Source organism: Micromonospora sp. NPDC000316, assembly GCF_042898885.1.
GTDB lineage: Bacteria > Actinomycetota > Actinomycetes > Mycobacteriales > Micromonosporaceae > Micromonospora.
On sequence record NZ_JBIAZG010000011.1, the window covers coordinates 121356 to 142493 of the forward strand.

15 protein-coding genes are annotated in these 21138 nt (G+C 71.4%); 6 read left to right on the plus strand and 9 right to left on the minus strand.

Translation table 11 applies throughout. The features are described from left to right. Window position 1: 1 nt before the first annotated feature. The gene (locus ACFY2Q_RS21235; protein ID WP_387132745.1) at window positions 2-3181 is read right to left on the minus strand and encodes a BTAD domain-containing putative transcriptional regulator; all 3180 of its coding nucleotides are present in this window, start codon (window positions 3179-3181) and stop codon (window positions 2-4) included. A 107-nt stretch (window positions 3182-3288) separates the two neighbouring features. On the opposite strand from ACFY2Q_RS21235, the gene ACFY2Q_RS21240 reads away from it, so the two are divergent. From ACFY2Q_RS21240 to ACFY2Q_RS21250, 3 genes are all read left to right on the plus strand, one after another. Next, complete coding sequence (locus ACFY2Q_RS21240) at window positions 3289-4188, plus strand: siderophore-interacting protein (protein WP_387132902.1); 900 nt, start codon at window positions 3289-3291, stop codon at window positions 4186-4188. Between the two features lie 189 nt (window positions 4189-4377). Beyond that, on the plus strand, window positions 4378-5832 hold the full coding sequence (locus ACFY2Q_RS21245) for an SDR family NAD(P)-dependent oxidoreductase (protein ID WP_387132748.1): 1455 nt from the start codon (window positions 4378-4380) through the stop codon (window positions 5830-5832). 27 nt (window positions 5833-5859) lie between these two features. After that, complete coding sequence (locus ACFY2Q_RS21250) at window positions 5860-6336, plus strand: heme-degrading domain-containing protein (protein WP_387132750.1); 477 nt, start codon at window positions 5860-5862, stop codon at window positions 6334-6336. 45 nt (window positions 6337-6381) lie between these two features. On the opposite strand, the gene ACFY2Q_RS21255 is transcribed toward ACFY2Q_RS21250, so the two are convergent. Then, window positions 6382-7758 carry an FAD-dependent oxidoreductase gene (locus ACFY2Q_RS21255; protein WP_387132752.1) on the minus strand — a complete coding sequence of 459 codons (1377 nt, stop codon included), beginning with the start codon at window positions 7756-7758 and terminating at the stop codon, window positions 6382-6384. A gap of 232 nt (window positions 7759-7990) precedes the next feature. On the opposite strand from ACFY2Q_RS21255, the gene ACFY2Q_RS21260 reads away from it, so the two are divergent. The 3 genes from ACFY2Q_RS21260 (at window position 7991) to ACFY2Q_RS21270 (ending at window position 13841) form a co-directional block, all read left to right on the plus strand. Further along, a complete protein-coding gene (locus ACFY2Q_RS21260) occupies window positions 7991-9379 on the plus strand; it encodes a serine hydrolase domain-containing protein (protein ID WP_387132754.1) in 1389 nt (462 codons plus the stop codon). Between the two features lie 141 nt (window positions 9380-9520). After that, entirely contained in the window at window positions 9521-10849 is a 1329-nt protein-coding gene (locus ACFY2Q_RS21265) for an alpha/beta hydrolase (protein WP_387132757.1), read from the plus strand. A 505-nt stretch (window positions 10850-11354) separates the two neighbouring features. Further along, the gene (locus ACFY2Q_RS21270; protein ID WP_387132760.1) at window positions 11355-13841 is read left to right on the plus strand and encodes a nuclear transport factor 2 family protein; all 2487 of its coding nucleotides are present in this window, start codon (window positions 11355-11357) and stop codon (window positions 13839-13841) included. A gap of 77 nt (window positions 13842-13918) precedes the next feature. Here the strand turns inward: ACFY2Q_RS21270 and ACFY2Q_RS21275 are convergent, their stop codons facing one another. Genes ACFY2Q_RS21275 through ACFY2Q_RS21305 form a run of 7 tightly spaced genes read right to left on the minus strand, consistent with a single transcriptional unit; the run spans window position 13919 to window position 20913 of the window. Then, window positions 13919-15346 (minus strand): NAD-dependent succinate-semialdehyde dehydrogenase, encoded by a 1428-nt coding sequence (locus ACFY2Q_RS21275; RefSeq protein WP_387132762.1) that lies wholly within the window; start codon window positions 15344-15346, stop codon window positions 13919-13921. After that, a complete protein-coding gene (locus ACFY2Q_RS21280; RefSeq protein ID WP_387132764.1) occupies window positions 15343-16581 on the minus strand; it encodes an iron-containing alcohol dehydrogenase in 1239 nt (412 codons plus the stop codon). Before ACFY2Q_RS21280 ends, ACFY2Q_RS21275 begins: the two co-directional genes overlap by 4 nt. After that, window positions 16574-17347, minus strand: coding sequence for an SDR family NAD(P)-dependent oxidoreductase (locus ACFY2Q_RS21285; protein ID WP_387132767.1), 774 nt, complete (start codon window positions 17345-17347; stop codon window positions 16574-16576). The genes ACFY2Q_RS21280 and ACFY2Q_RS21285 overlap by 8 nt, the downstream gene beginning before the upstream one ends. Next, window positions 17344-18147: an HpcH/HpaI aldolase/citrate lyase family protein gene (locus tag ACFY2Q_RS21290; protein ID WP_387132769.1), complete on the minus strand. Its 804-nt coding sequence runs from the start codon at window positions 18145-18147 to the stop codon at window positions 17344-17346. The genes ACFY2Q_RS21285 and ACFY2Q_RS21290 overlap by 4 nt, the downstream gene beginning before the upstream one ends. Then, on the minus strand, window positions 18144-19055 hold the full coding sequence (locus tag ACFY2Q_RS21295; RefSeq protein WP_387132771.1) for a hypothetical protein: 912 nt from the start codon (window positions 19053-19055) through the stop codon (window positions 18144-18146). Before ACFY2Q_RS21295 ends, ACFY2Q_RS21290 begins: the two co-directional genes overlap by 4 nt. After that, the gene (locus ACFY2Q_RS21300; RefSeq protein ID WP_387132773.1) at window positions 19052-19993 is read right to left on the minus strand and encodes a 3-keto-5-aminohexanoate cleavage protein; all 942 of its coding nucleotides are present in this window, start codon (window positions 19991-19993) and stop codon (window positions 19052-19054) included. Before ACFY2Q_RS21300 ends, ACFY2Q_RS21295 begins: the two co-directional genes overlap by 4 nt. Further along, the gene (locus ACFY2Q_RS21305) at window positions 19993-20913 is read right to left on the minus strand and encodes a DUF6282 family protein (protein ID WP_387132774.1); all 921 of its coding nucleotides are present in this window, start codon (window positions 20911-20913) and stop codon (window positions 19993-19995) included. Before ACFY2Q_RS21305 ends, ACFY2Q_RS21300 begins: the two co-directional genes overlap by 1 nt. Window positions 20914-21138: the final 225 nt, after the last annotated feature.

Below are 21138 nucleotides of genomic sequence, written 5' to 3' on the forward strand. Positions count from 1 at the left end.
CTCAGGCGAGCAGGTCGCCCATCAACTCGCGGATCCGGGCGGTGGTCGCACCCACCGCCCGCTCCCGCCACGCGGCAAGCAACGGCTCACGCTGCCCCTCGTCGCCGAGGGTGGCGATGAGCCGTTCGCCGTATCCGGGCGGGAAGAAGGACTCGACGTGGCTGCCGATCCGCGTGGCGAGAGCTGCCAGTTCGCGTGCGACGCCCACGTCACCCCGATACGCCGCGAGTTCGGCGCCGCCCAGCGCCCACGCCCCGATCACCGGCAGGTCGCGCGAGGCCAGCGCCTCGTCGCGGGCGAGCGCCAGCAGGGTGACCGCCCGGGAGTCGACGTCCCCGGCCGACGCCGGTCGCACCTCGGCGATCCGCAGGTGCAGACCGGCCAACCCGACCCGGAGCATGACACGCGGTTGCGGCGGTGGCCCGGTCCACTCGGCGAGTGTCTGGTTCACCTCGTCGGCGTACGCGAGCGCCTCGTCGTAGCGGGCCTGCTGCCAGGCGAGGTGGGCCAGGCCGAGGTACGCCTGGGCGACGTCCGCGTGCTCGGCCTGGCCCGATGTCGCGGTCTCACGCAACCGTCGCGCCGCCTCCGGATCCCCGCTCAGGGCAAGGTGCATGTCCAGCCGGACCCGGATCGACCGTGCGTCCTGGGTGGCGCCAACGAGTTCCATGTGCCGGACGCTGCGCGCCAGCCATTCGGCCGACCGGGCCTCCCCGGCCGGGATCAGGAACTGCCCGGCGGCCCCGGCCGCCATCGCCATCCCCCAGTGGTCGCCGACGGCCTCGAACCGGTGGTACGCCTGCTCGGCGTCGGTGATCGACGCCTGCGGCATGCCGCCGTTCTCCCGGATCGCCGCGCGGGCGAACAGACCCAGCCCCTGCACGTACGGGTCCGGGTGCGCGATCATCCGGTCGGCGCTCCGAAGGCTCTTTTCCAGGTCCGACTCGTCGAAGTCGGGCAGCGCCGAGGCGAGCGCGGTGAGCCGGGGCGACAACTCGGCGGGCCGCTGCGCCAGGAGCCTCTGCAGGACCCGCCGAGCCAGCACGGCGAGCCGCAGTTCACCCCCGATGCCGGCGTTCACCCCGATCACCAGGGACATCCAGGCGAGCCGGTCGGCGTCCGGCAGTGGTCGTCCGCTGGCCGGACCCCCGTGAATCGCCGAGCGTCGCCGCTGCCACGGGTCGTCGATGTGCAGCAGGCCCCGCGCCCATCCGCTGACCTCGAGGTGCAGGCCGCGCACCGTCCAGAGGTGCAGCAACGCGGTGGCGACGTCGACCGCGGCTGGCTCGTCGTCGTGCCCGAGCGCCCAGCGCAGACCCGCGATCAGGTTGTCCTGCTCGGCGGCACAGCCGTCGAGCGCCTCAACCTGGTCGGGGCCGACGAACCGCGCACCGAGGGCGACGGCCCGTTCGCGGGCCCAGTCGACCAGTCCGGCCATGGCGCCGTCCCGGCCGCCGGCCGCGTCGAGGCGGGCTTCGCCGTACTCGCGGACGGTTTCGAGCATCCGGTAGCGCGGCGGGCTCTCACCCTCGACAAGGGTCAACAGGGACTGTTCGACGAGGGTCGCCAGGCCACGTCGGGCGTCCGGGCGTTGCGCGACGGCGGCGGCGAGATCGGCGGTGAACGGCGCGGGAATGACCGCGAGCCGCGCAAGCAGCGACTGGTCGTCGGGGGCGAGCAGTTCGCGGCTCCAGTCGACCATCGCCCAGAGGCTCGCATGGCGCTCCGGCAGACCGCGCAGGGCGTCGTCGAGCAGCGCGAACCGATCGGTCAGCCCCGCGAGCACGTCGTCGATCGGCATGTGGCGCAGTCGCGCGGCGGCCAGTTCGAGCGCCAGGGGCAGGTTGTCGAGGCGGTGGCACAGGGCGAGCGCCCGCTCGGCGTCCCAGGTCGGCACCGCGCCGCCGGCCCGCGCCCGGGATTCGATGAGCCCGAGCGCGTCAGGGTCCGGCAGCACGGGCAGCCGGTGGACCGTCTCGCCCGCCAGGCCCAGCGGGGCCCGGCTCGTCGCCAGCACCGCGACCTCCGGCGAGGTGGCGGCCAGCAGGTCCGCGACGACTGTGGCCGCCGCGTCGAGGACGTGCTCGCAGTTGTCCAGCACGATCAGCCCGTCGACGTCCGACCCCACGGCGCGCAGCCGTTCCTGCGGGCTGAGTACCCGCCGTTCGAGGCCCAGGCTGCCGCCGGTGGCCGAGGTCTCCGCGCCACCGAGCACCGCGAGCACCGTGGGCAGCACCTCGTCGGGCGAGCGGAGGCCGGCGAGTTCGACCACCCGCACCGGCCGCCCGGCCGCGACCGTGCGCCGCGCCACCTCGACGGCGAGCCGGGTCTTGCCGGCGCCGCCGGTCGCCACGACCGTGACCAGGGCCGCCTCGGTGAGGGCGGCGCGGACTGCCTCGACGTCCCGCTCCCGGCCGACGAGGGCGGTCACCGGGCGGCGCCACGCGGCGGGCAGGGTGATCCGCGCCGGCTGCCGGTGCGGCGCCGCGGCGGACGGTGCGGTGAGTTCGCCGCGCAGCAACTCCAGGTGGACCTGTGCGATCACCGGTGACGGGTCGGTGCCGTACCGGTCGGCCAGGTCGTCGCGGAGTCGCTCGACCACCTCCAGCGCCTCGGCCTCGCGCCCCTGTGCGGCGAGCATCCGTACGAGCAGGGCGGCGGACGGCTCGTGCGGTGGCGTACGCGCGACGAGCCGACGCATGTCGACCTCGTCGAACGGCCCCGCGCCGGCGAGCGCCGTCCGGGCGCGCAGCGCGGCGATGTCCGCGAACAGGTGCGCGTCGTCGGCGCTACCGAGTTCGGGCACCTCGGGGAAGAGGGCGCGGGCCTCGTCGGCGGCGGCGCGGGCGGCGTGGGCGTCACCGGCCCGCAGTGCGACGTGCGCCTCATCGGCGAGCGTCCGCGCCCGGACCGCGTCGACGGTGACCTCCTCGGCGGGCAGGCGGTAGCCGCCCGGCACCGCGAGCACGGGCAGCCCGAGGCGGCGCACCCGGGACACGAGCGCCTGGACCGCGCCTGTGGCGTCGTCGGGTGGCGTGCCGTCCCAGACGGCCTCCACGAGCAGGCTGCTGGAGACCGCCCGGCCCCGCGCGTCGACGAGCGCCCGGACCACGGCGGCGAGCCGTTCACCCCGCACCGGCCGGCCGTCGACCGCGAGCGGGCCGAGGATCGTGATCTGCACGGACCCAGCATCCCTCACCCGTTCGAGGGGCGCGGCAGGGCCGGGCTCAGCGTTCGGCTTGACAGTTCATCATCAAGTTAGGTTAGCCTCCCCTCATGCAAGGCTCCCTGACACAGACCCTGCCCGTCGCGCCGTGGCGCGTTTTCGCCGTCACCGTACGCGCGGTACGCCGACTCAGCCCGACCTTCACCCGGGTGACCTTCACCGGGGATGATCTCGACAGGTTCGCCGACAACGGTCACGACCAGCGGATCAAGCTGGTGCTGCCGCTGCCCGGCCAGCGTGGGGTGCACCTGCCGCAGGGGCCGGACTGGTACGCGGCCTGGCGAGCCCTGCCCGAGCACAAGCGCAACCCGGTGCGCACCTACACCGTGCGGGCGGTCCGTTCGCATCTGGCCGAGGTCGACGTCGACCTGGTGCTGCACGGCGACAGCGGGCCGGCGACGCGCTGGGCACGACGGGCGAGCGTCGGTGACGAGATCGCCCTCGTCGGGCCGGATGCCGGCTACGACGGCAACCACGGCGGCGTCGAGTTCCGGCCGGCCGGGACGGGATGCGTTCTGCTGGCCGGCGACGAGACTGCCGTGCCGGCGATCAGCGCCATCTGCGAGCGGCTCGCGCCCCACACCCGGGGCATCGTCATGCTGGAGGTGCCGGACGCCGACGACGTGCTGCCACTGACGACTCCACCCCAGGTCGAGGTCCGCTGGCTGCCCCGGGGCACGGGTGGGCACGGCAGCCGGCTGGTGCCCGCAGTCGCCGCCGCCGCGGAGGAGCTGCTGGCCGCCGGCGCGGTCGGGACCGCCCAGCCTGTCGCGGACGTGGACGTGGACACCGAGATCCTGTGGGAGGTGCCCGCCGAGGTGCCGACGACACCGCTGTACGCGTGGTTGGCCGGAGAGGCCGGGGTCATCTCTGCCCTGCGCCGGCACCTGGTCGCCGAGCGGGGTGTGGACCGGCGGTCGGTGGCCTTCATGGGCTACTGGCGACTCGGCCGCGCCGCCTGAGGCCGACACCGCCCCTGCTCGCGTCCGGCAACCGCGCTGCCGGGTCGTCGGCATCGACACTGGCCGCGCTCTCCGGGCGGCAGCGGAGCGCCAGGTGCGTCCGGTGCCCTGTGGTGCGTACAGTTTCGGGTCGGTAGTTGGGGTGGGGCCGGCTGACCCGGCACCGGAAACGGGACGAGACACAGACGCATGACGGCGGACACGCAACCGGAAAACGGTCAGCACGCGATTGACCGAAGCCGACTGGAGACCTGTCTCAGCGTCTTTGCGGCGTTGGAGGCGCTGCCTCCGGATCACCCCGACGTGGTGCGGGTGCAGCGGGCCACCGCACGGCTCTACAAGGTGATCAAGCAGCGGCGACGGGAGGAGCGGCGCGACGCCATCCTCGCCGCCGACCGGGCGGTGACCGAGGCCACCGCCACCGGCGCCCCCGGCCGGATCGACGACGAGACCCAGGGCATCCCACTGGCCTCGCCCACCTCCGGCACCACGGCGGGCGTCCTGCACAACCCGCGCGGCTGCTACGTCTGCAAGCAGCGCTACCGCGAGGTCGACGCCTTCTACCACCAGCTCTGCCCGTCCTGTGCCGCGCTCAACCGGGAGCGCCGGGACGCCCGCACCGACCTGACCGGCCGCCGCGCGCTGCTCACCGGCGGCCGAGCGAAGATCGGCATGTACATCGCGCTGCGGCTGCTGCGCGACGGCGCGCACACGACGGTGACCACGCGGTTCCCGCACGACGCGGTCCGCAGGTTCGCCGCGATGCCGGACAGCGCGGACTGGCTGCACCGCCTGCGGATCGTCGGGATCGACCTGCGCGACCCCGCCCAGGTGATCGCCCTGGCCGACTCGGTGAGCGAACAGGGCCCCCTCGACATCCTGATCAACAACGCGGCGCAGACCGTCCGCCGCTCACCAGGGGCGTACGCGCACCTCGTCGCCGCGGAGTCCGCGGCCCTGCCCGAGGGTCCCCTGCCGGAGCTGATCACGTTCGCCAAGTCGCCCGGTGGCCCGACCGGGAGCCTTACCGCCGGGCCGGAGTCGACAGCGCTCACCCCGCACGCGCTCACCGCGCTGGCGTTGACGAGTGGCTCCGCCTCACCGGAGCGGATCGCGGCGTCCACCGCCATCGACGCCGGCGGCCTGGTGCCGGACCTCGACTCGGTGAACAGCTGGGTGCAGCGGGTGCAGGAGGTCGACCCGGTCGAGCTGCTCGAGGTGCAGCTGTGCAACGTGACCGCGCCGTTCGTGCTGGTCAGCCGCTTGCGACCGGCGATGGCCGCGGCGAAGGCCCGCCGCAAGTACATAGTGAACGTCTCGGCGATGGAGGGGCAGTTCGGGCGCGGCTACAAGGGCCCCGGGCACCCGCACACCAACATGGCCAAGGCGGCGCTCAACATGCTGACCCGCACCAGCGCGGAGGAGATGCTTACCGACGGCATCCTGATGACGAGCGTCGACACCGGCTGGATCACCGACGAGCGGCCCCACCCGACCAAGATGCGGCTTGCCGACGAGGGATTCCACGCCCCGCTGGACCTGGTCGACGGCGCGGCCCGGGTGTACGACCCGATCGTCCGCGGTGAGCTGGGTGAGGACTTGTACGGCTGCTTCCTGAAGGACTACGCGCCCTGCGCCTGGTGACCACACGTACGACGAGGAGACGACGCAATGGCATCTGACCAGGATCCGTGGCCGACGCTTGACGAGCTGCTGCGCGAGGAGGCTGAGCTGGAGCTCGCGGGCCTGTCCGAGACCGACGCGTACGAGCTGGGCATGCGTGCCGTCGCCGCCGCGACCCAGCGGCGACTGCCGGTCGCGGTCGGCGTGTGGCGTGCCGGGCGTCAGCTGTTCCACTGTGGCCTGCCCGGCTCGACCCAGGACAACGACGCGTGGCTGCGCCGCAAGGGACGCGTGGTGATGCGGTTCGAGCACTCGTCGCTGTACATGGCCCGGCTGTGCCGGGACCGGGACGTGACACTGACGCAGAAGTACGGCCTGCCTGCCGCCCGGTACGCGGCGGCCGGCGGCGCGGTGCCGTTGCGGGTGCGGGGAACGGGCGTCGTCGGCTGGATGGGGATCTCCGGGCTCCCGCAACTGGACGACCACCGCTTCGTCGTCGACATCCTCCGCGACACCCCGCGCTAGCCGACGCCGACGGCCCGGCCCAACCCGACCGGGCCGCCGCGTCGGTCAGCGCGCCCGCCGGTTGGCGCGTACCGCGCCCAGGATCACCCCCGGGGAGACCAGCGCGAACGGATGCTCCTGCATGGAGACGACCCCGTTGAACCGGCGCGCGATCGCCACGTCCGTGATGGTCGCCTCGATGATCTGTCGGCTGGCCCAGCTGGAGATCCGGTATCCGCGCGGGTAGGGCCCGTCGACGTGCGGCAGCGCCAGGTCGGCGGAGGTCGACATCGACCAGGCGGCGTCGACCACGACCTTCTGCAGGTCGAAGAAACGGCGGGCGGGCACTGTCAGGTCCGGGTTCGACCGCAGGTACGTCGACAGGCAGGCGGCGTGCAGGGCCGCCGCCGTCATCCCCTGCCCGTAGACCGGGTTGAACGAGGCGACGGCGTCACCGACGCTGACGAGCCCCGCCGGAAACCGCCGCAGCGCGTGGAAGTCCCGTCGCCGGCTGTCGGAGTGGTGGTAGGTCCGCACGTCGCCGAGCATCTCGTTGGCGGTGATCTCGCCGAACTCCGGCGGAAACTGCCCTCGTAATCGACTGACGAAGTCCTGGGCGGTGCTCCCCGGACGGTCGTCGCCGTAGCCGGCCATCATTGCCATCCACCGGCCGCCCTCGATGGCGAAGAACGCGGCGCCGGCCACGTCCGTCATCGTCGCCGGGGTGTTCAGCGCCAGGACGACCTTCGACGCCGGATCCTCCTCCGTACGCCGGAACAGGGTGGTCGCGTAGTTCAGGTGCACGGGCATCCGCCGGGCGACGGGCCGTTCCCAGCCGGCCCGCTCCAGCCAGTCGGAGAGCCGGCTCGACCGCCCCATCGCGTCGACCACCAGGTCACCGCCCTCGACGCCGGGCACCCCGTCGACCTCGCAGCGGACGCCGGTGACCGCCCCGCCGTCGAAGACGAGGCCCGTGGCACGGGCGGTGACGGTCTTGACGTTGGGCAGCCGAAGAACCTGCTGACGGATCAGCCCCTCCAACAGGGGCCGGCTGCCCGCCAGGCTGTCGTCGTCGTCCGGGACGATCACCTTGAGGCGGCCGTCGAGGTAGCTGCGCCGGGCGGCGGGTGGCGCCTCGACCGCGCCCTGGGCCACCGCCTGCGCACGGAACCCGGGAAACATGCGCTCGAACTGGAAGAGACCGCCGGGTAGCAGCGCGTGCAGCTGCGTCCCCTGTGGCACGCCGGGCCGCGCGCCGCTGAGCTGCGGGTCGTCCCTGTCGACGATGACCACGCTCTCCGCGTGGTCGGACAGGACCCGGGCGGCCAGCAGGCCGGCGACACTGCCGCCGAGCACCACCGCCTTACCCAGGACCGGGGATGGCTGGTCGGGCGGGCGCACGGCGTTCAGCGCGGCAAAGACCCGAACCGGGGAGAGGGACATCTTGCTCTCCAAAAGGTACGAGGGGGTTCCCTCCCCCGTGTCTGCCAGCGGACGGTGCATGGCGGGCCGGGGGACGGTCGATCGGCGTGAAGCTCGTCGATCGTCGCACAGCTACCGAGCGCCCACTGACCGTATCCAGCCGGGTGACAACCGGCCGACCGATGGAGTGCGTGCGTCGACGTCCGGCCGGGTCGGTTGCCGGGCGCCCCTACCAACTGTCACGATCTCCGGCATGCTCGTCGCTCGTCGTACTCTGCTCGGGGTGGGCCTGGCCGCCGCGACCTCCGCCCTCGCCGGCTGCGGTGACAAGGGCGGGCCAGCGCCCGGTTCGGCCGCCCCCGGCGACGCGGTGACCTCGACCGACGCCGCCGGAAACAGGGTGGGGTTCGGCTCGGCCGGAAACACGAAGCCACCACCGTCGGGCTCACCGAGCGCCACCGCGTCCCCGAGCGCTGGGGCGGGGACCGCCGGCCAGGCCCGGTACGCGCAGGACGTGACGGCGCTGCTCCGCGAGCACCTGCCCGCCACACCACAGACAGTCCAGCACAAGGGCTTCCCCGGTGCCGTCGCCGTCGTCCTGGTCGACGGGAAGACGACCGTGCACACAGCCGTCGGTGAGGCGCTGCGCTACGGGGCGGGCCCGAAACTGCTCGCGGCGAGCCAACGCGTCGCGATGCGCCCCGACGCCATCTTCGACCTCGCCTCGGTCACGAAGGTGTACACGGCCATCCTGCTGCTCCAGCAGGTCGACAAGGGGCGTGTCGACCTGGCCGCGCCGGTCCGCGACTATCTGCCCGCCTTCACCGGCACGGGCAAGGACCGGATCACCGTCGAGATGCTGCTCACCCACACCAGCGGCCTTCCCGTCGGCGCGAAGGTCACCGGCCTCGCCGACAACGCGGCACGGTGGAACGCCGTGCTCGGCACGGGGCTGGTTTCCGGTGCCGTGCCCGGGGACACGTTCCGCTATTCCAGTGTCGGCCTCATGGTCGCCGGCAAGATCGTCGAGAAGGTCACCGGTCAGCGGCTCGACCAGGCGCTCAAGAGCAACCTCACCGGCCCGCTCGGCCTGCGCGACACCGGCTTCAACCCCCACACCTGGCTGTCGAGCGGCGCGAAGGCCAGTCGCCTCGTCGCCACCGACGCCCGCTCGTCGCGGGGCCTGCTCCGGGGCACCGTCCACGACGACGTCGCCAACCACCTCGGCGGCGTCGCCGGTCACGCGGGCATCTTCGCCACCGCCACCGACCTCGCGGCCATCGGTCAGATGCTCCTCAACGGGGGCACCTACCAGGGCAGACGAATCCTCGCCGCGGCGACGGTGCGGCGGATGCTCACCAACCTCAACGCCGGGAAACCGGCGGTCGACCCGGAGCGGCCCCACCGCACCTCCGCACACGGCCTCGGGGTCGTCCTCAACCAGAGCTGGTTCATGGGCAGGCTCGCCTCCGCCCGGACCTTCGGCCACACCGGCTTCGCCGGCCCCTCGCTCGTTGTCGACCCCAACCGCAGACTCGTCCTCGCCCTGCTCACCAACCGCGCGCACCCCAACTGGAGCTGGGCGAACCCCGATCCGGCCCGCGCCGCCGTCGGCAACCTGCTCGCCAAAGAGGTCAACTAACCGCAGCGCCAGTGCACCATCGCCCCGCGTCGTCCCCCCGATTGCCGGGAAGCCGCAGGACGGTGTGGACCGCCGACCGCCACCCTGACACGATGCTTGCGCTAGAAGTGCAAATACTTCGTCGCCCAAGGTGGAGGATCAATGCACACGTCCCGCCGGAGATTGCTCTCCCTGATGGCCGCGGCCGCCCTCGCGGTAGGCCTGTCCGTCGCCCCCGTGCCCCGCGCCGCCGACGCCGCCGCCCCACAGGCGTACCGGCCGGTGATCTTCGTACACGGCAGCGCCGGGTCCGCCTCGCAGTTCGAGTCCCAGGCCAGGCGCCTCACCAGCAACGGCTACCCGATCGACATCATCGAGGCCCACGAGTACGACTCGCCGAACATCGCGACGATCCTGCCCCAGGTGTACGCGGGGCTCGACGCGAGGATTTCCCGCCTGCTGGCGGCGACCGGCGCGGACCGAGTCGACCTGCTCGCGCACTCCCTGGGCACCTTCGTCATGCAGGGCTATCTCACCAGCTCACCGACACGCGCCGCCCGGGTCGCGCACTACGTCAACCTGGACGGACGCACTGCGACCTCCCCGCCGGGCGATGTGCCGACCCTCGCCATCTGGGGTGAGGGCGACCCGGCCCGCACCATCGTGGGCGCGACAAACGTGCACCTGCCGGACGAGTCCCACACCCAGACCGTGTCGTCGCCGGAGTCGTTCGGCGAGATCTTCCGGTTCCTCCGGGGCCGCGCGCCGCACACGACGCGGATCGTGCCGCAGATCCTCGGCACCGCCCGGGTCTCCGGCCGCGCGGTCCTCTTCCCGAGCAACGTCGGCGTCACCGACGCGATCCTTGAGGTCTACCCGGTCAGCCACCTGACCGGCGGTCGGCTCTCGTCCCGGCCCGCGCATCGGGTCCCGCTGACGGGCGACGGCTCGTTCGGCCCCTTCCCGGTGCTCGCCACTGCCCGCTACGAATTCGCGATCGTGCGCTCCGGCGCCCCGACGCACCACTTCTACTTCCAGCCGTTCCTGCGCTCGGACTCGTTCGTACGCCTTGCGACAAGCGTGCCGGGGGAAGGTCTCGGCGCGCTCGTCGACACGAGTGACCGGCACACGGCGCTTACCATCCAGCGCCAGAAGGAGTGGTGGGGCGACCAGGGCGATGCCGGCGACAACCTCTGGATCAACGGCCGGGATGTCCTGAACCCGGCGAACACGCCGCGCGCCAAGAGGACGATCGCCATCTTCGCGTTCGACGACGGCAGCGACGGCGTGACCGATCTGACCGCCCCGTTGCCGGAGTTCTTCAGCCAGACCTTCATCACCGGCATGGATGTGTTCATCCCGGCAACACCGGCACACCTCGGTGTCGTACGCGTCACCGTCGGACAACGCGGCGGCGGGTACGACGTGGTGAACGTGCCGAACTGGCGGTCGAGCGCCCACCGGATCACCGTTAACGTCGACGACTTCTGAGTCACCCGCCGGGCGGCCCGGCCACGTCAGCTCGTGACGTGGCCGGGCCGTTCCCTGTATGTCGGCCGACGCACCGCCGGCCGCCCAGCCATGCACGGTATGTCGCTCGTGCGGAGTGCGACACCACTTGGTCGGCATCCGCGCAGGCGTGCATTGGCTCGTGTCCACTCCAACCGTTTCGCCACTCGATCCGCCCTGAAAGGCCCTCCACTATGGCCGAACCGCCGAAAGTCCGGGATCGCATGGGCTAAATGTTCGTCCATTGAAATGCGTCTAGCGTAGGGCGAACATTTCGACTAGGTTTCGCGACATCGCCTCCCCGCCGAGGACGGCGATGCGAAATGTGCCCGACACCCTCGCCCGAGGGGTCCGCGAATACACGGCAACGGATAGGGGCGTGAGCATGAGACGTGTGACCGGAGTGGCTACAGCGCTACTCCTGATAGCCGGAGTGGCCATCAGTCCACCGGCAGCATCAGCACAACCCGCACGCGCGGCCACGAACGTGGCAGCGTCGACGACGATCAACACGCTGGCCCGAGATGTCGAACGGGTCGAGTCCCTTCGCGAGGTCAAGGACGTCCAGCGCACCTACACCCACCTGGCGCAGTTCGGGCGGTGGGCCGAGATGGCCCAACTGTTCGCCACCGACGGCACGTTGCAGTGGGGTGACCAGACCACCGCCGGCCGCGACGCGATCGCGGCGTGGCTCGAGGCCGACGCCGGTGCCATGAACGGCATCCGGCCGGGCTCGCTGCACACAGTGGTCATCGACCAGCCCCTGGTGAACCTCTCGGCCGACGGCACCACCGCCAAGGGCCGCTGGTCCGGCCTGCGCTTCCTGGGTGACGGCCAGGGCGAGGCGCGGATCGAGGGCGGAATCTACGAGAACGAGTACGTCCTCAAGGACGGCCGCTGGCAGATCGGCCTTCTCCGCTACTACCCGCAGTACGCCGGCGCGTACGCCACCGGCTGGCGCAACGTCGGCGGCGCCCTGCCGATCGTTCCCTACCACTTCACCCCCGACCAGGCCGGTGTACCCATCCCGCCGCCGACGGGCGCCGCTCCGGCCACGACGGCGACCGCCGCCGAGCTGGCGGCCAGGATCAACCGACTCAACGACGAGGACGCGGTCCGCAACCTCCAGCACTCCTACGGCTACTACGTCGACCGCCGCATGTGGTCCGACGTGGTGGACCTCTTCGTCCCGACCGGCAAGGTCCAGATCGACGGCGTGGGCGTCTACAACGGCAGCGCCGGCGTTCGTCAGGCGATGGAGCGGATGGGGCCGGAGAACCTCTCCCAGGGCATCCTCAACGAGCGACCGCTGTTCGACACGATCGTCGAGGTCAACCCCAACGGGCAGGAGGCCGTCGCCCGCGGCATCGAGTTCGCCATGGTGGGCGACGCCAACACCCGCGCGGCGTCGTGGGAGTTCTCCGTCTTCCGCAACTCGTTCGTCAAGGACGGCGGGCTGTGGAAGCTCAAGGACATGACGATCACCCCCCTGATCGTCGCCACCTACGCCGACGGTTGGGGCAATGGCGGCGTAGCCGCGCCAGCCACAGTCGTACCTGCGTTCCTCGACGTGGCCGGTCGCAGCGCGAAGCCGGCGGGTACCGCGGTGCCGAGCACCGACCTCGCCGACCTCAAGCGTCGGCTCGACCGCTCGCAGGCGTTCGACGGCGCCGAGAACGTCTCGATGGCCTACACCGCCTACCTCGACGACCTGCGGATCGTGGAGATGTCGCAGATCCACGCGGCGAACGGCCACAAGCTGTCGCCGTTCGCGGGCTACTTCGTCGGGCCCGAGCGCATCGCGCAGGCCGGGCTCACCGTCTACGGCAGCAACCCGTCGACGATGCGTAACAGCCTCTCCATGCACTGGCGTCCGCAACCTGTGGTCATCGTGTCGGAGGACGGCCGGTCGGCCACCCTCCGCGCACGGCTGCTCCAACCGCGCACGTCGATCAACAACCCCGGCACCTTCAACGGCGCCATGTACAACGACGAGTTCGTGCTGGAGAACGGCATCTGGCGGGTATGGAGCCTGACCATCGACGAGTTCTACTGGCAGTCGGTCAACTGGGCCGGCGGCTGGGCGGCGGCGAACCCGCGCAACCCCGACCTGGCCGACCCGGCGCCGAGCACCCTGGTGACCAGGTATCGGCCGGACGTCCTGCTCAGCGAGATGGGCGTACGCGGGGAAGGGTTCCAGGGCGGCACCGGCAAGTTCGTCACCTGGCCGGCGATCGTGCCCATGTGGTTCCACTACCGCAACCCGGTGACCGGGCGCGAGCCGGCGCACTACTGGCCCGACTGCGCACCGTGCGAGGTGCGGCCCGACTGGCGGATGACTGCCCACGGCTACCAGAAGCCGCCGACGGGGCCGCAGATCGACGGATGGGACCTGGACGCTCCGGCGCTCAACAAGGCCCTGCCCAGCATCAGCGGCACCGGGCTGTGGGGGCAACGCCTCACCGCATCCCCCGGGACCTGGAACGTCGACGGGCTGTCGTTCGCCTACCAGTGGCTGCGCGACGGCGAGCCGATCAGCGGCGCGAGCGCGGCAAACTACACCGTGCAGCACGCCGACGTCGGGCACGAGGTCCGGGTGAGGGTCACCGCGACCGGCCCGGGACGTCCACCGGCCACCGCCACGAGCGGCCCGGTGAGCGGCGCCTACCCGGCGTGGAACTCCGGCACGGTCTACACCGGCGGTGAGTACGTCACCCACGACGGCGCCGTGCACGTGTCGCAGTGGTGGACGCAGAACCAGGCGCCGGGAGCCTCACCGTGGGGCTCGTGGATGCAGGTCGGCGCTCCGGCGACATGCGCGACCGGCACCCACCTGAGTTGGACCGCGTCGTGGGTCTACACCGGCGGCGAGACCGTCGCCCACGGCGGCAAGCTCTGGAAGGCCCAGTGGTGGACGCGCAACCAGACGCCCGGCACGCCGAACGGGCCGTGGCAGCAGGTAGGCACCTGCTGATCTGACACCTGGCACAACGAGAACCGCACCGGGTTGGCCGAAGTTCCAGCCAACCCGGTGCGGTTCTCGTTGTGCCGTCAGGCGGTGAGGGCTATGTACTTCTCCTCCAGGAACTCCAGGATCCCCTCGGAGCCGCCCTCCCGGCCGAGGCCACTCTGCTTGACTCCCCCGAACGGGGCTGCCGGATCGCTGACGACACCCCTGTTGACCGCCACCATTCCGGCTTCGAGACGACGGGCGACGGCGATCGCCTCCCGCTCCTCACCGAAGACGTACGCCATGAGGCCGTAGACGGTGTCGTTCGCCATCCGGACGGCCTCGTCGACGTCGTCGAAGCGGACCACAGCGGTCACCGGCCCGAAGATCTCGGTGGTGGTGATCGTCGAGCCGTGGGTGACGTCGGTGAGCAGCGTCGCGTCGTAGAACGCGCCCTCGGGCGACGACTGGCCACCGCGCACAAGCGTCGCCCCCTGCGACACGGCGGTCCGCACGAGGGTCGCGACCTTGTCCCGCTCGTGCACGGAGACCAGAGCGCCCAGGTCGTTGCCACGGTCGAGCCCACTGCCCACCGAGATGCCGGCGAGCGCGGCATCCATCCGCGCCACGAACTCGTCGTGCACGGAGCTGTGCACGTAGAAGCGGTTGGCCGCGGTGCAGGCCGAGCCGCCGTTGCGCATCTTCGCCAGCAGGGCGCCCGCGACTGTGGTCTCCAGGTCGGCGCCGGGCAGCACGATGACAGGTGCGTTCCCGCCCAGCTCCATCGAGGTGCTCACCACACTGTCGGCGCAGGCGTGCAGCAGCTCCCGGCCGACCTCTGTCGAACCTGTGAACGACAGCTTCCGGACCTCGGGGCGGTCGATCATCCGCTTCACGAGCGGGCCGGTCGGGACCGGGGTGACCAGGTTGACGACGCCGCGTGGGACACCTGCCCGGCGCAGGACCTCGACGATGTAGGCCGCGGTCAGGGGTGTCTCCCGGGCGGGCTTGAGGATCGTCGTGCAGCCGGCGGCGAGGGCGGGGCCGAGCTTGCGGGTGGCCATCGCGGCGGGAAAGTTCCACGGGGTGATGAGCAGCGAGACACCTATCGGCTGCCGGTCCACGATGATCCGCTTGTCGCCGCCGGGCGAGAGCCGGTAGTCCCCCGGCACGCGCACGGCCTCCTCGGCGAACCAGCGGAAGAACTCCTTCGCGTAGCCGGCCTCCCCGATCGCGTCCGCCCAGGACTTGCCGTTCTCGCGGACCATCAGCTCGGCGAAGACGTCGACCTCGGCGGTGAGGATCTCGTAGGCGGCGCGGAGCAGCTCGCTCCGCTCGCGCGGCGCGGTCGCCGCCCAGGCGTCCTGCGCTGCGGCCGCCGCGTCGACGGCGTCCATGCAGTCCTGTTCGGAGGCGATCGCGAAGCGGGCGATCGTCGACAGGTCGGCGGGGTCGACGACGTCGAAACGCTCACCGCCCGAGCCGGCCCGCCACTGCCCGTCGATGAACAGGTCCGTGTGCAGTGTCATGGGGCACTCCGATCCGCCAGGGCGCCCGCGTGGGCTCGTTCGAGGATGTCGAGCAGCAGGTCACGCGACGGCGCGACAGGGGCTATCGCGATCAGGCGCGTCGACCCGAGCGCCAGGTCGACGATCCGCGGCAGGTGGGCGCGCTCGACGCCGATCTCGGCGAGGCTTGCGGGTACGCCGATCTCACGGTTGATCCGCGCGATCCGGGCGATGGTCCGCTCGGCGGAGGCCTCGCCGGGCGGGATCCCCTCGATCGCGGCACCGAGCGCCGCCGTCCGCTCCGCGACGTCCGCCTCGGCGCGCAGCGCGTCGAGGACGTACGGGAGCATCAGGCCCGTGCCGAGCCCGTGGGGGGTCTTGGTAAGCGCGCCGATCGGATACTGAAGCGCGTGGCACAGGTGGGTGCCGGTCGAACCGAAGGCGATCCCCCCGAGGAGCGCGCCCATCGCGACCTCCTGGCGGGCCCGCCGGTCGGCGGGTTCCCGCACCGCGACCGGCAGCCACGGGCCGAGGTGCCCCGCGGCCCGCAGCGCGATGCCGTCGGTGAGGGCGTTGCGACCGGTGAACACCGGCAGTGGGGCGGACCAGTCGAGGTCGAAGGGCCGCGCCGTGTACGACTCGACCGCGTGCACGAGCGCGTCGATGCCGGAGTACGCGGTCACCGTGGCGGGTGTCCCGATGGTGAACTCCGGGTCGACGACTGCCGCGACCGGCACCAGGAAGGGGCTGGAGATGCCGACCTTGAGTTCCCGCATCGGGTCCGAGACGACCGCGACGGGTGTCACCTCCGACCCGGTGCCGGCTGTCGTCGGCACCGCCACGACCGGGATCACCGGGCCGGGCACGAGGTTCTCGCCGTAGTACCGGCTGAGCGGGCCGTCGTGGGCGCAGAGCAACGCGATCAGCTTGGCCGCGTCGAGCGCGCTGCCCCCGCCGATCGCGAGGATGACGTCCGCGCCGTACGCCCGCGCCGTCGCGCCGGCGACGTCCAGGGTGTCGACGGGCAACTCCGGTGTGATGTCGGAATGGACGCGCACGTCGAGCCCGGCCGCGGTCAGGGCGCCGATCGTCTCGTCGAAGAACGGGGTCCGCGTGAGGAACGGGTCGACGACGGCGAGCACTCGCCGGCCGTGCACGCGGACGATCTCCGGCAGTTGGGCGCGGGCTCCGTACCCGAAGTGCACACGTGGCGGGAGCCGGAGGGTCCCGACGACGCCGTCGGACGGCTCAGGCACTGAAACCACCGTCGACGGGCAGCACGACGCCGCTGAGGTGACTGGCCCGGTCGCTGAGCAGGAACGCCGCCGTGACGCCGACCTCGGTCCCGGTTCCCACCTTGCGCAGCGGTGTCGCGGCGATCCGCGCCTCCACACCGCCGGGGATGGCCAGTCGGGTCTTCGCGAGCATGGGTGTCTCGGTGGGGCCCGGCGCGATGACGTTCACCCTGATGCCGAGCGGGCCGAAGTCGTGGGCGGCGGTGCGGGTCAGCCCGATGACGGCGTGCTTGGTGGCCTGGTAGCCGCCCATGCCGGAGCTGCCGCGCAGCCCACCGATGCTGCTGACGTTGACGATCGCGCCCGCGCCCTGTCGGCGCATGACGCGTACCTCCTCACGGATGCACAGCCAGGTGCCCTTCACGTTGACCGCCAGGATCCGGTCGAAGTCCGACTCGGAGACCTCGTCGAGGCGGCCGGCCTGCGTCATCGCTGCGTTGTTGAAGGCGCCGTCGAGCCGGCCGAACCGCTCGACAGTGGCGTCGACGAACCGGGCGACGTCCTGCGCCACCGACACGTCGCCTGTCGCGTAGGCGACGTCGTGCCCGGCCGACGTGAGTTCGGCGGCGAGCGCGGCGAGCGGTTCTTCGGTGCGCGCCACGAGCATCAAAGCCGCGCCGTCGGCCGCCAGGACGCGCGCCGTGTCGGCACCGATCCCCGCGCTCGCGCCGACGACAAGGACGACCTTGCCGTTCAGCGGCGGTCGGATCGTTTGTGCGTCAGTCATGGACTCTCCAATTCGTATGTCACGGTCCTGGCCGCGTCGACGGCCGCCTTCGCGGCGGCGCCGAACAAACTCGCGTCGTTGCTCATGGTCGTGAACCGGAAGCCCGCGCTCGCGGCAGCGCGGACGGACTCCACAGTGGCTCCGCCGGCGTTGCCCACCGGGACTCCCGCGGCGCGTCCGTGCGCGACGGCCGCCGCGATCAGGGCGACGACGTGCGGGTCGGACTCGGTCCTGCCCTCGCTCACCGAGAGATCGGCGGCGCCGACGAGCAACGCGTCGACACCCTCGACCGCGGCGATCGCCCCGGCGTTGCGCACGCCGACGGCGCTCTCGATCTGCGCGATGAGCACGACCTCCCGCTGGCCGTAGCGGAGGTACTCCGCGCGGGAGCGGGCACCCCACGCGCCGGCCCGGCTGGTCGAGCCGACACCCCGCGACCCGAGCGGCGGGAAGCGCACGAGCGACACCGCCGCGCGGGCCTGCTCGACCGTGTCGACGTGCGGCATCATGATGCCCTCGGCGCCGGCGTCGAGCATCCGCTGCACAACGCCCGCGTCGGCGCCCGGCACCCGCACCAGGGGCGCGACACCCAGATAGAGCGCGGTGCCGATGAGCTGGTACGCCGACTCCAACGTGATCGGCGAGTGTTCCAGGTCGATGACGGCGAAGTCGAAACCGGCGAGCGCCACCAGCTCCATGATCTCCATCGCCGGGATCTTGACCCAGGTGCCGAGGGCCGGCGCGTAAACGTCGGCGAGGGCCTCGCGGAATCGGCTCGACCGCTCCGGCGGGCCGGTCACGCCATCGGGTAGTCGTCGGCGTTCAACACCCACCCCGAGGCGGAGAAGTCCTCGCGCGGCGGAGAGAAGATGTCGATGAGCTGCTGGTGCGGGCCGACCCCCTGGGTCGTGTGCACGGTCGGCGGCGGGATGACGCAGATCGACGGAGTGGCGATCTCGCGGCTCTCGTCGGGCCGCCAGCGCGTCGAGTCGGGACCCCACGGGTAGCGGATGTGGTGCATGAACCTGCCCTTGACCGCTAGCGAGACCTGCTCGAAATCGTCGTGGTGGTGCGGCGACAGCTTGTGGACGTCGCGGGGCTTCGGCTCCTCGGCCAGGAAGTTGACCATGAGGTTGGTGGTGCGGAAGATGCGCCCGAACCGGCCCTCGGCGATCGGGGTGTCCGCCAACCGGTAGACGCGCAGCGCGAAACCGCCGACCGGGTCGGGCCACGGGTGCAGCGGAGTGACCCGCTCGTCGGGCTCGGCGTACGCGGCCGCGTTTACCGCGCTCGCGCACAGGTCCTCCGCGCGGACGGAGAACAGCCGGATGAGTATGCCGTCGCCGTCGACCCGGATCTCGCTGTCGCCCGGCGGCACGACCACGAACGCCTCCTCGGAGACGGATTCGGTGCCGTCGCCTGCCGACACCGTCACGGGTGCGCTAGACGAGTACATGAGAACGGCGTACTCGTCCGGTTGCGCGGTGCGGGCGAACACGTCGCCGGCCTTTGCCTCGGTGTAGGCGATCACCAGGTTGGCGGCGCGGGCGATCCAGGTCCTGCTGCCGTTCGGCCCGACCACCGTCGGGGCGAACGTGTGGAACTCGATCCACTGCGCGGGCCTGATGGGCGTGGACACATCCACGGCCCGGGTGGGAGTCGCGGTCGTCAAACGCGACCGGATGTCGTCTGCGGCGTACGTACTCATGTGCGTGCGCTCCCTTCGGCGGTCTCGATGCCGCGCAGCGCGAGCATCGCGCGGGCATCGGCTGGCGTGGCGATCTCCTTGCCGAGATCTTCGATCACGTCGCGGATCTTGCGGACCTGCTGGGCGTTGCTCTCCGCGAGCTGTCCCTTGCCGATCCAGAGGCTGTCCTCGAGGCCCACCCGCACGTGCCCGCCGAGCCAGGCGCTGTGCGTGCCGAACTGCATCTGGTCCCGCCCGGCGGCGAACGCGGAGAACGAGTAGTCGTCGCCGAACAACTTGTCGGCGATGCGCACCATGTGTTCGAGGTTCTCGTGGTCGGCGCCGATGCCGCCCAGGATGCCGAAGACACCCTGGATCAGCAGCGGCGGCGTCGCCAGGCCCTTGTCGACGAAGTGGGCGAGCGAGTACAGGTGACCGATGTCGTAGCACTCGTACTCGAAGCGGGTGCCGTTGGCGCCGAGCGTGCGCAGCGTGTGCTCGATGCGGTCGAACGTGTTGACGAACGGCTGGGAGTAGGTGTTGAGCACGTAGGGCTTCTCCCACGCGTGCCTCCACTCGGTCACCCTGTCGGCGATCCCGGAGTACACGAAGTTCATCGACCCCATGTTCATCGAGGCGAGTTCGGGGCGGAACCGGATGGCCGCCGCGAGCCGCTGCTCCATCGTCATCGCCGACGACCCGCCGGTGGTGATGTTGATGACGGCGTCGGTGCGCTCGGTGATGCGCGGAATGATCTGCTCGAAGATCTCGGGTTCGAAGGCAGGTCGTCCGTCCGGATGCCGCGCGTGGATGTGCACGACGGCCGAGCCGGCCTCCACCGCCTCGACGGCCGCCTGCGCCACGTCCGCCGCGGACAGCGGCAGGTAGGGGCTCTGCGAGGGTACGTTCACCGAGCCTGTCACCGCCGTCGTGATGATGACCTTCTCAGCCGTACGCATCAGTTGGTCTCCTCGAGACCAAGCAGGTAGGCGGTGTTGCGGCAGATCATCTGGCGGATGTCGGCGGCGGAGATGCCGTGGTCGAGCAGCTGCTGGACGATCAGGATGTACGCGTCCACGGGCAGCGGGTTGCCCTGCTGGCCGAGGTCCGAGTCGAGCACCGTGCGCTCCGGGCCGATCTTGTTGATCCAGTCGACGAGTCGCTGGATCGGCCAGCGGGGAGCGGGCACCTGCGGGTGGTACATCGAGAGTTCGTGCTCGACGAACGCGCCGTAGCCGAGCATCGTCTCGATGTCGGGTTCGGAGACGTCGACGATGAAGTCGGGGTGGTGCAGCAGGATGCGCTTGACCCCGTTCGCGCTTGCCGTCTTGAAGTAGGCACTCATCGACTCGCCGTCGAGGTGGCCCCCGGTCAGCATGATCCCGGCGTCGGCGACCAGGCGGGTGACGAGGTCCGCCTCCTCGGACACGTCACCGGCGGCGTTGAAGATCGACACCTCCGACTCGTAGAGGTTGCCCGTGGCGCTCGGGAAACCGTCGTCGTGGCTGTGGGCGCGGATGTGCTGGCCCGCCGACACGGTCGGCCCCCAGACGCAGCGGCCACCCATGTTGATCGCCACCGCCACGGCCGAGGGGTTGACGCCGCCGACCTCGGAGTTGAGCGCCACCCCGCCGTACATGGGCGTGGGCGCGGTCGCCAGTTGCGTTCGCATGGCGAGCAGGTCCATCACCGTGTTGTGGTGGTGGGACTTGCACAGGATCGCGCGCATGTTGATCCGGGCCGCGTCGTGCGACGCCTCCACGTGATCGAACCGGCGGGGGAACGGACTCGGGCCGGAGTGGCAGTGGAGGTCGACGGCGCCGTCCAGCACCTTGAGCAGAGCGGGCGTCGGCGTGAGCGTCTCCTCGGCGACGGACATCCGAGTACCTCCTTGGGTCGGTGGGTTGTTCGGGATGCGTAACGGAAGTTCAATATACGGATCACGTTCACGTGTGTCCACAGCGTCGAGCGCGTCCGACACCACCGCCAGGCCCCTATCGTGTTCACAATACGAAGCTGAGGGTTGCCCTATGAACTTTCGGCTGCTCTACTTGCACGACACAGACCGGACACATGCACGACACGGACCCGAAGTGGCTCGGAG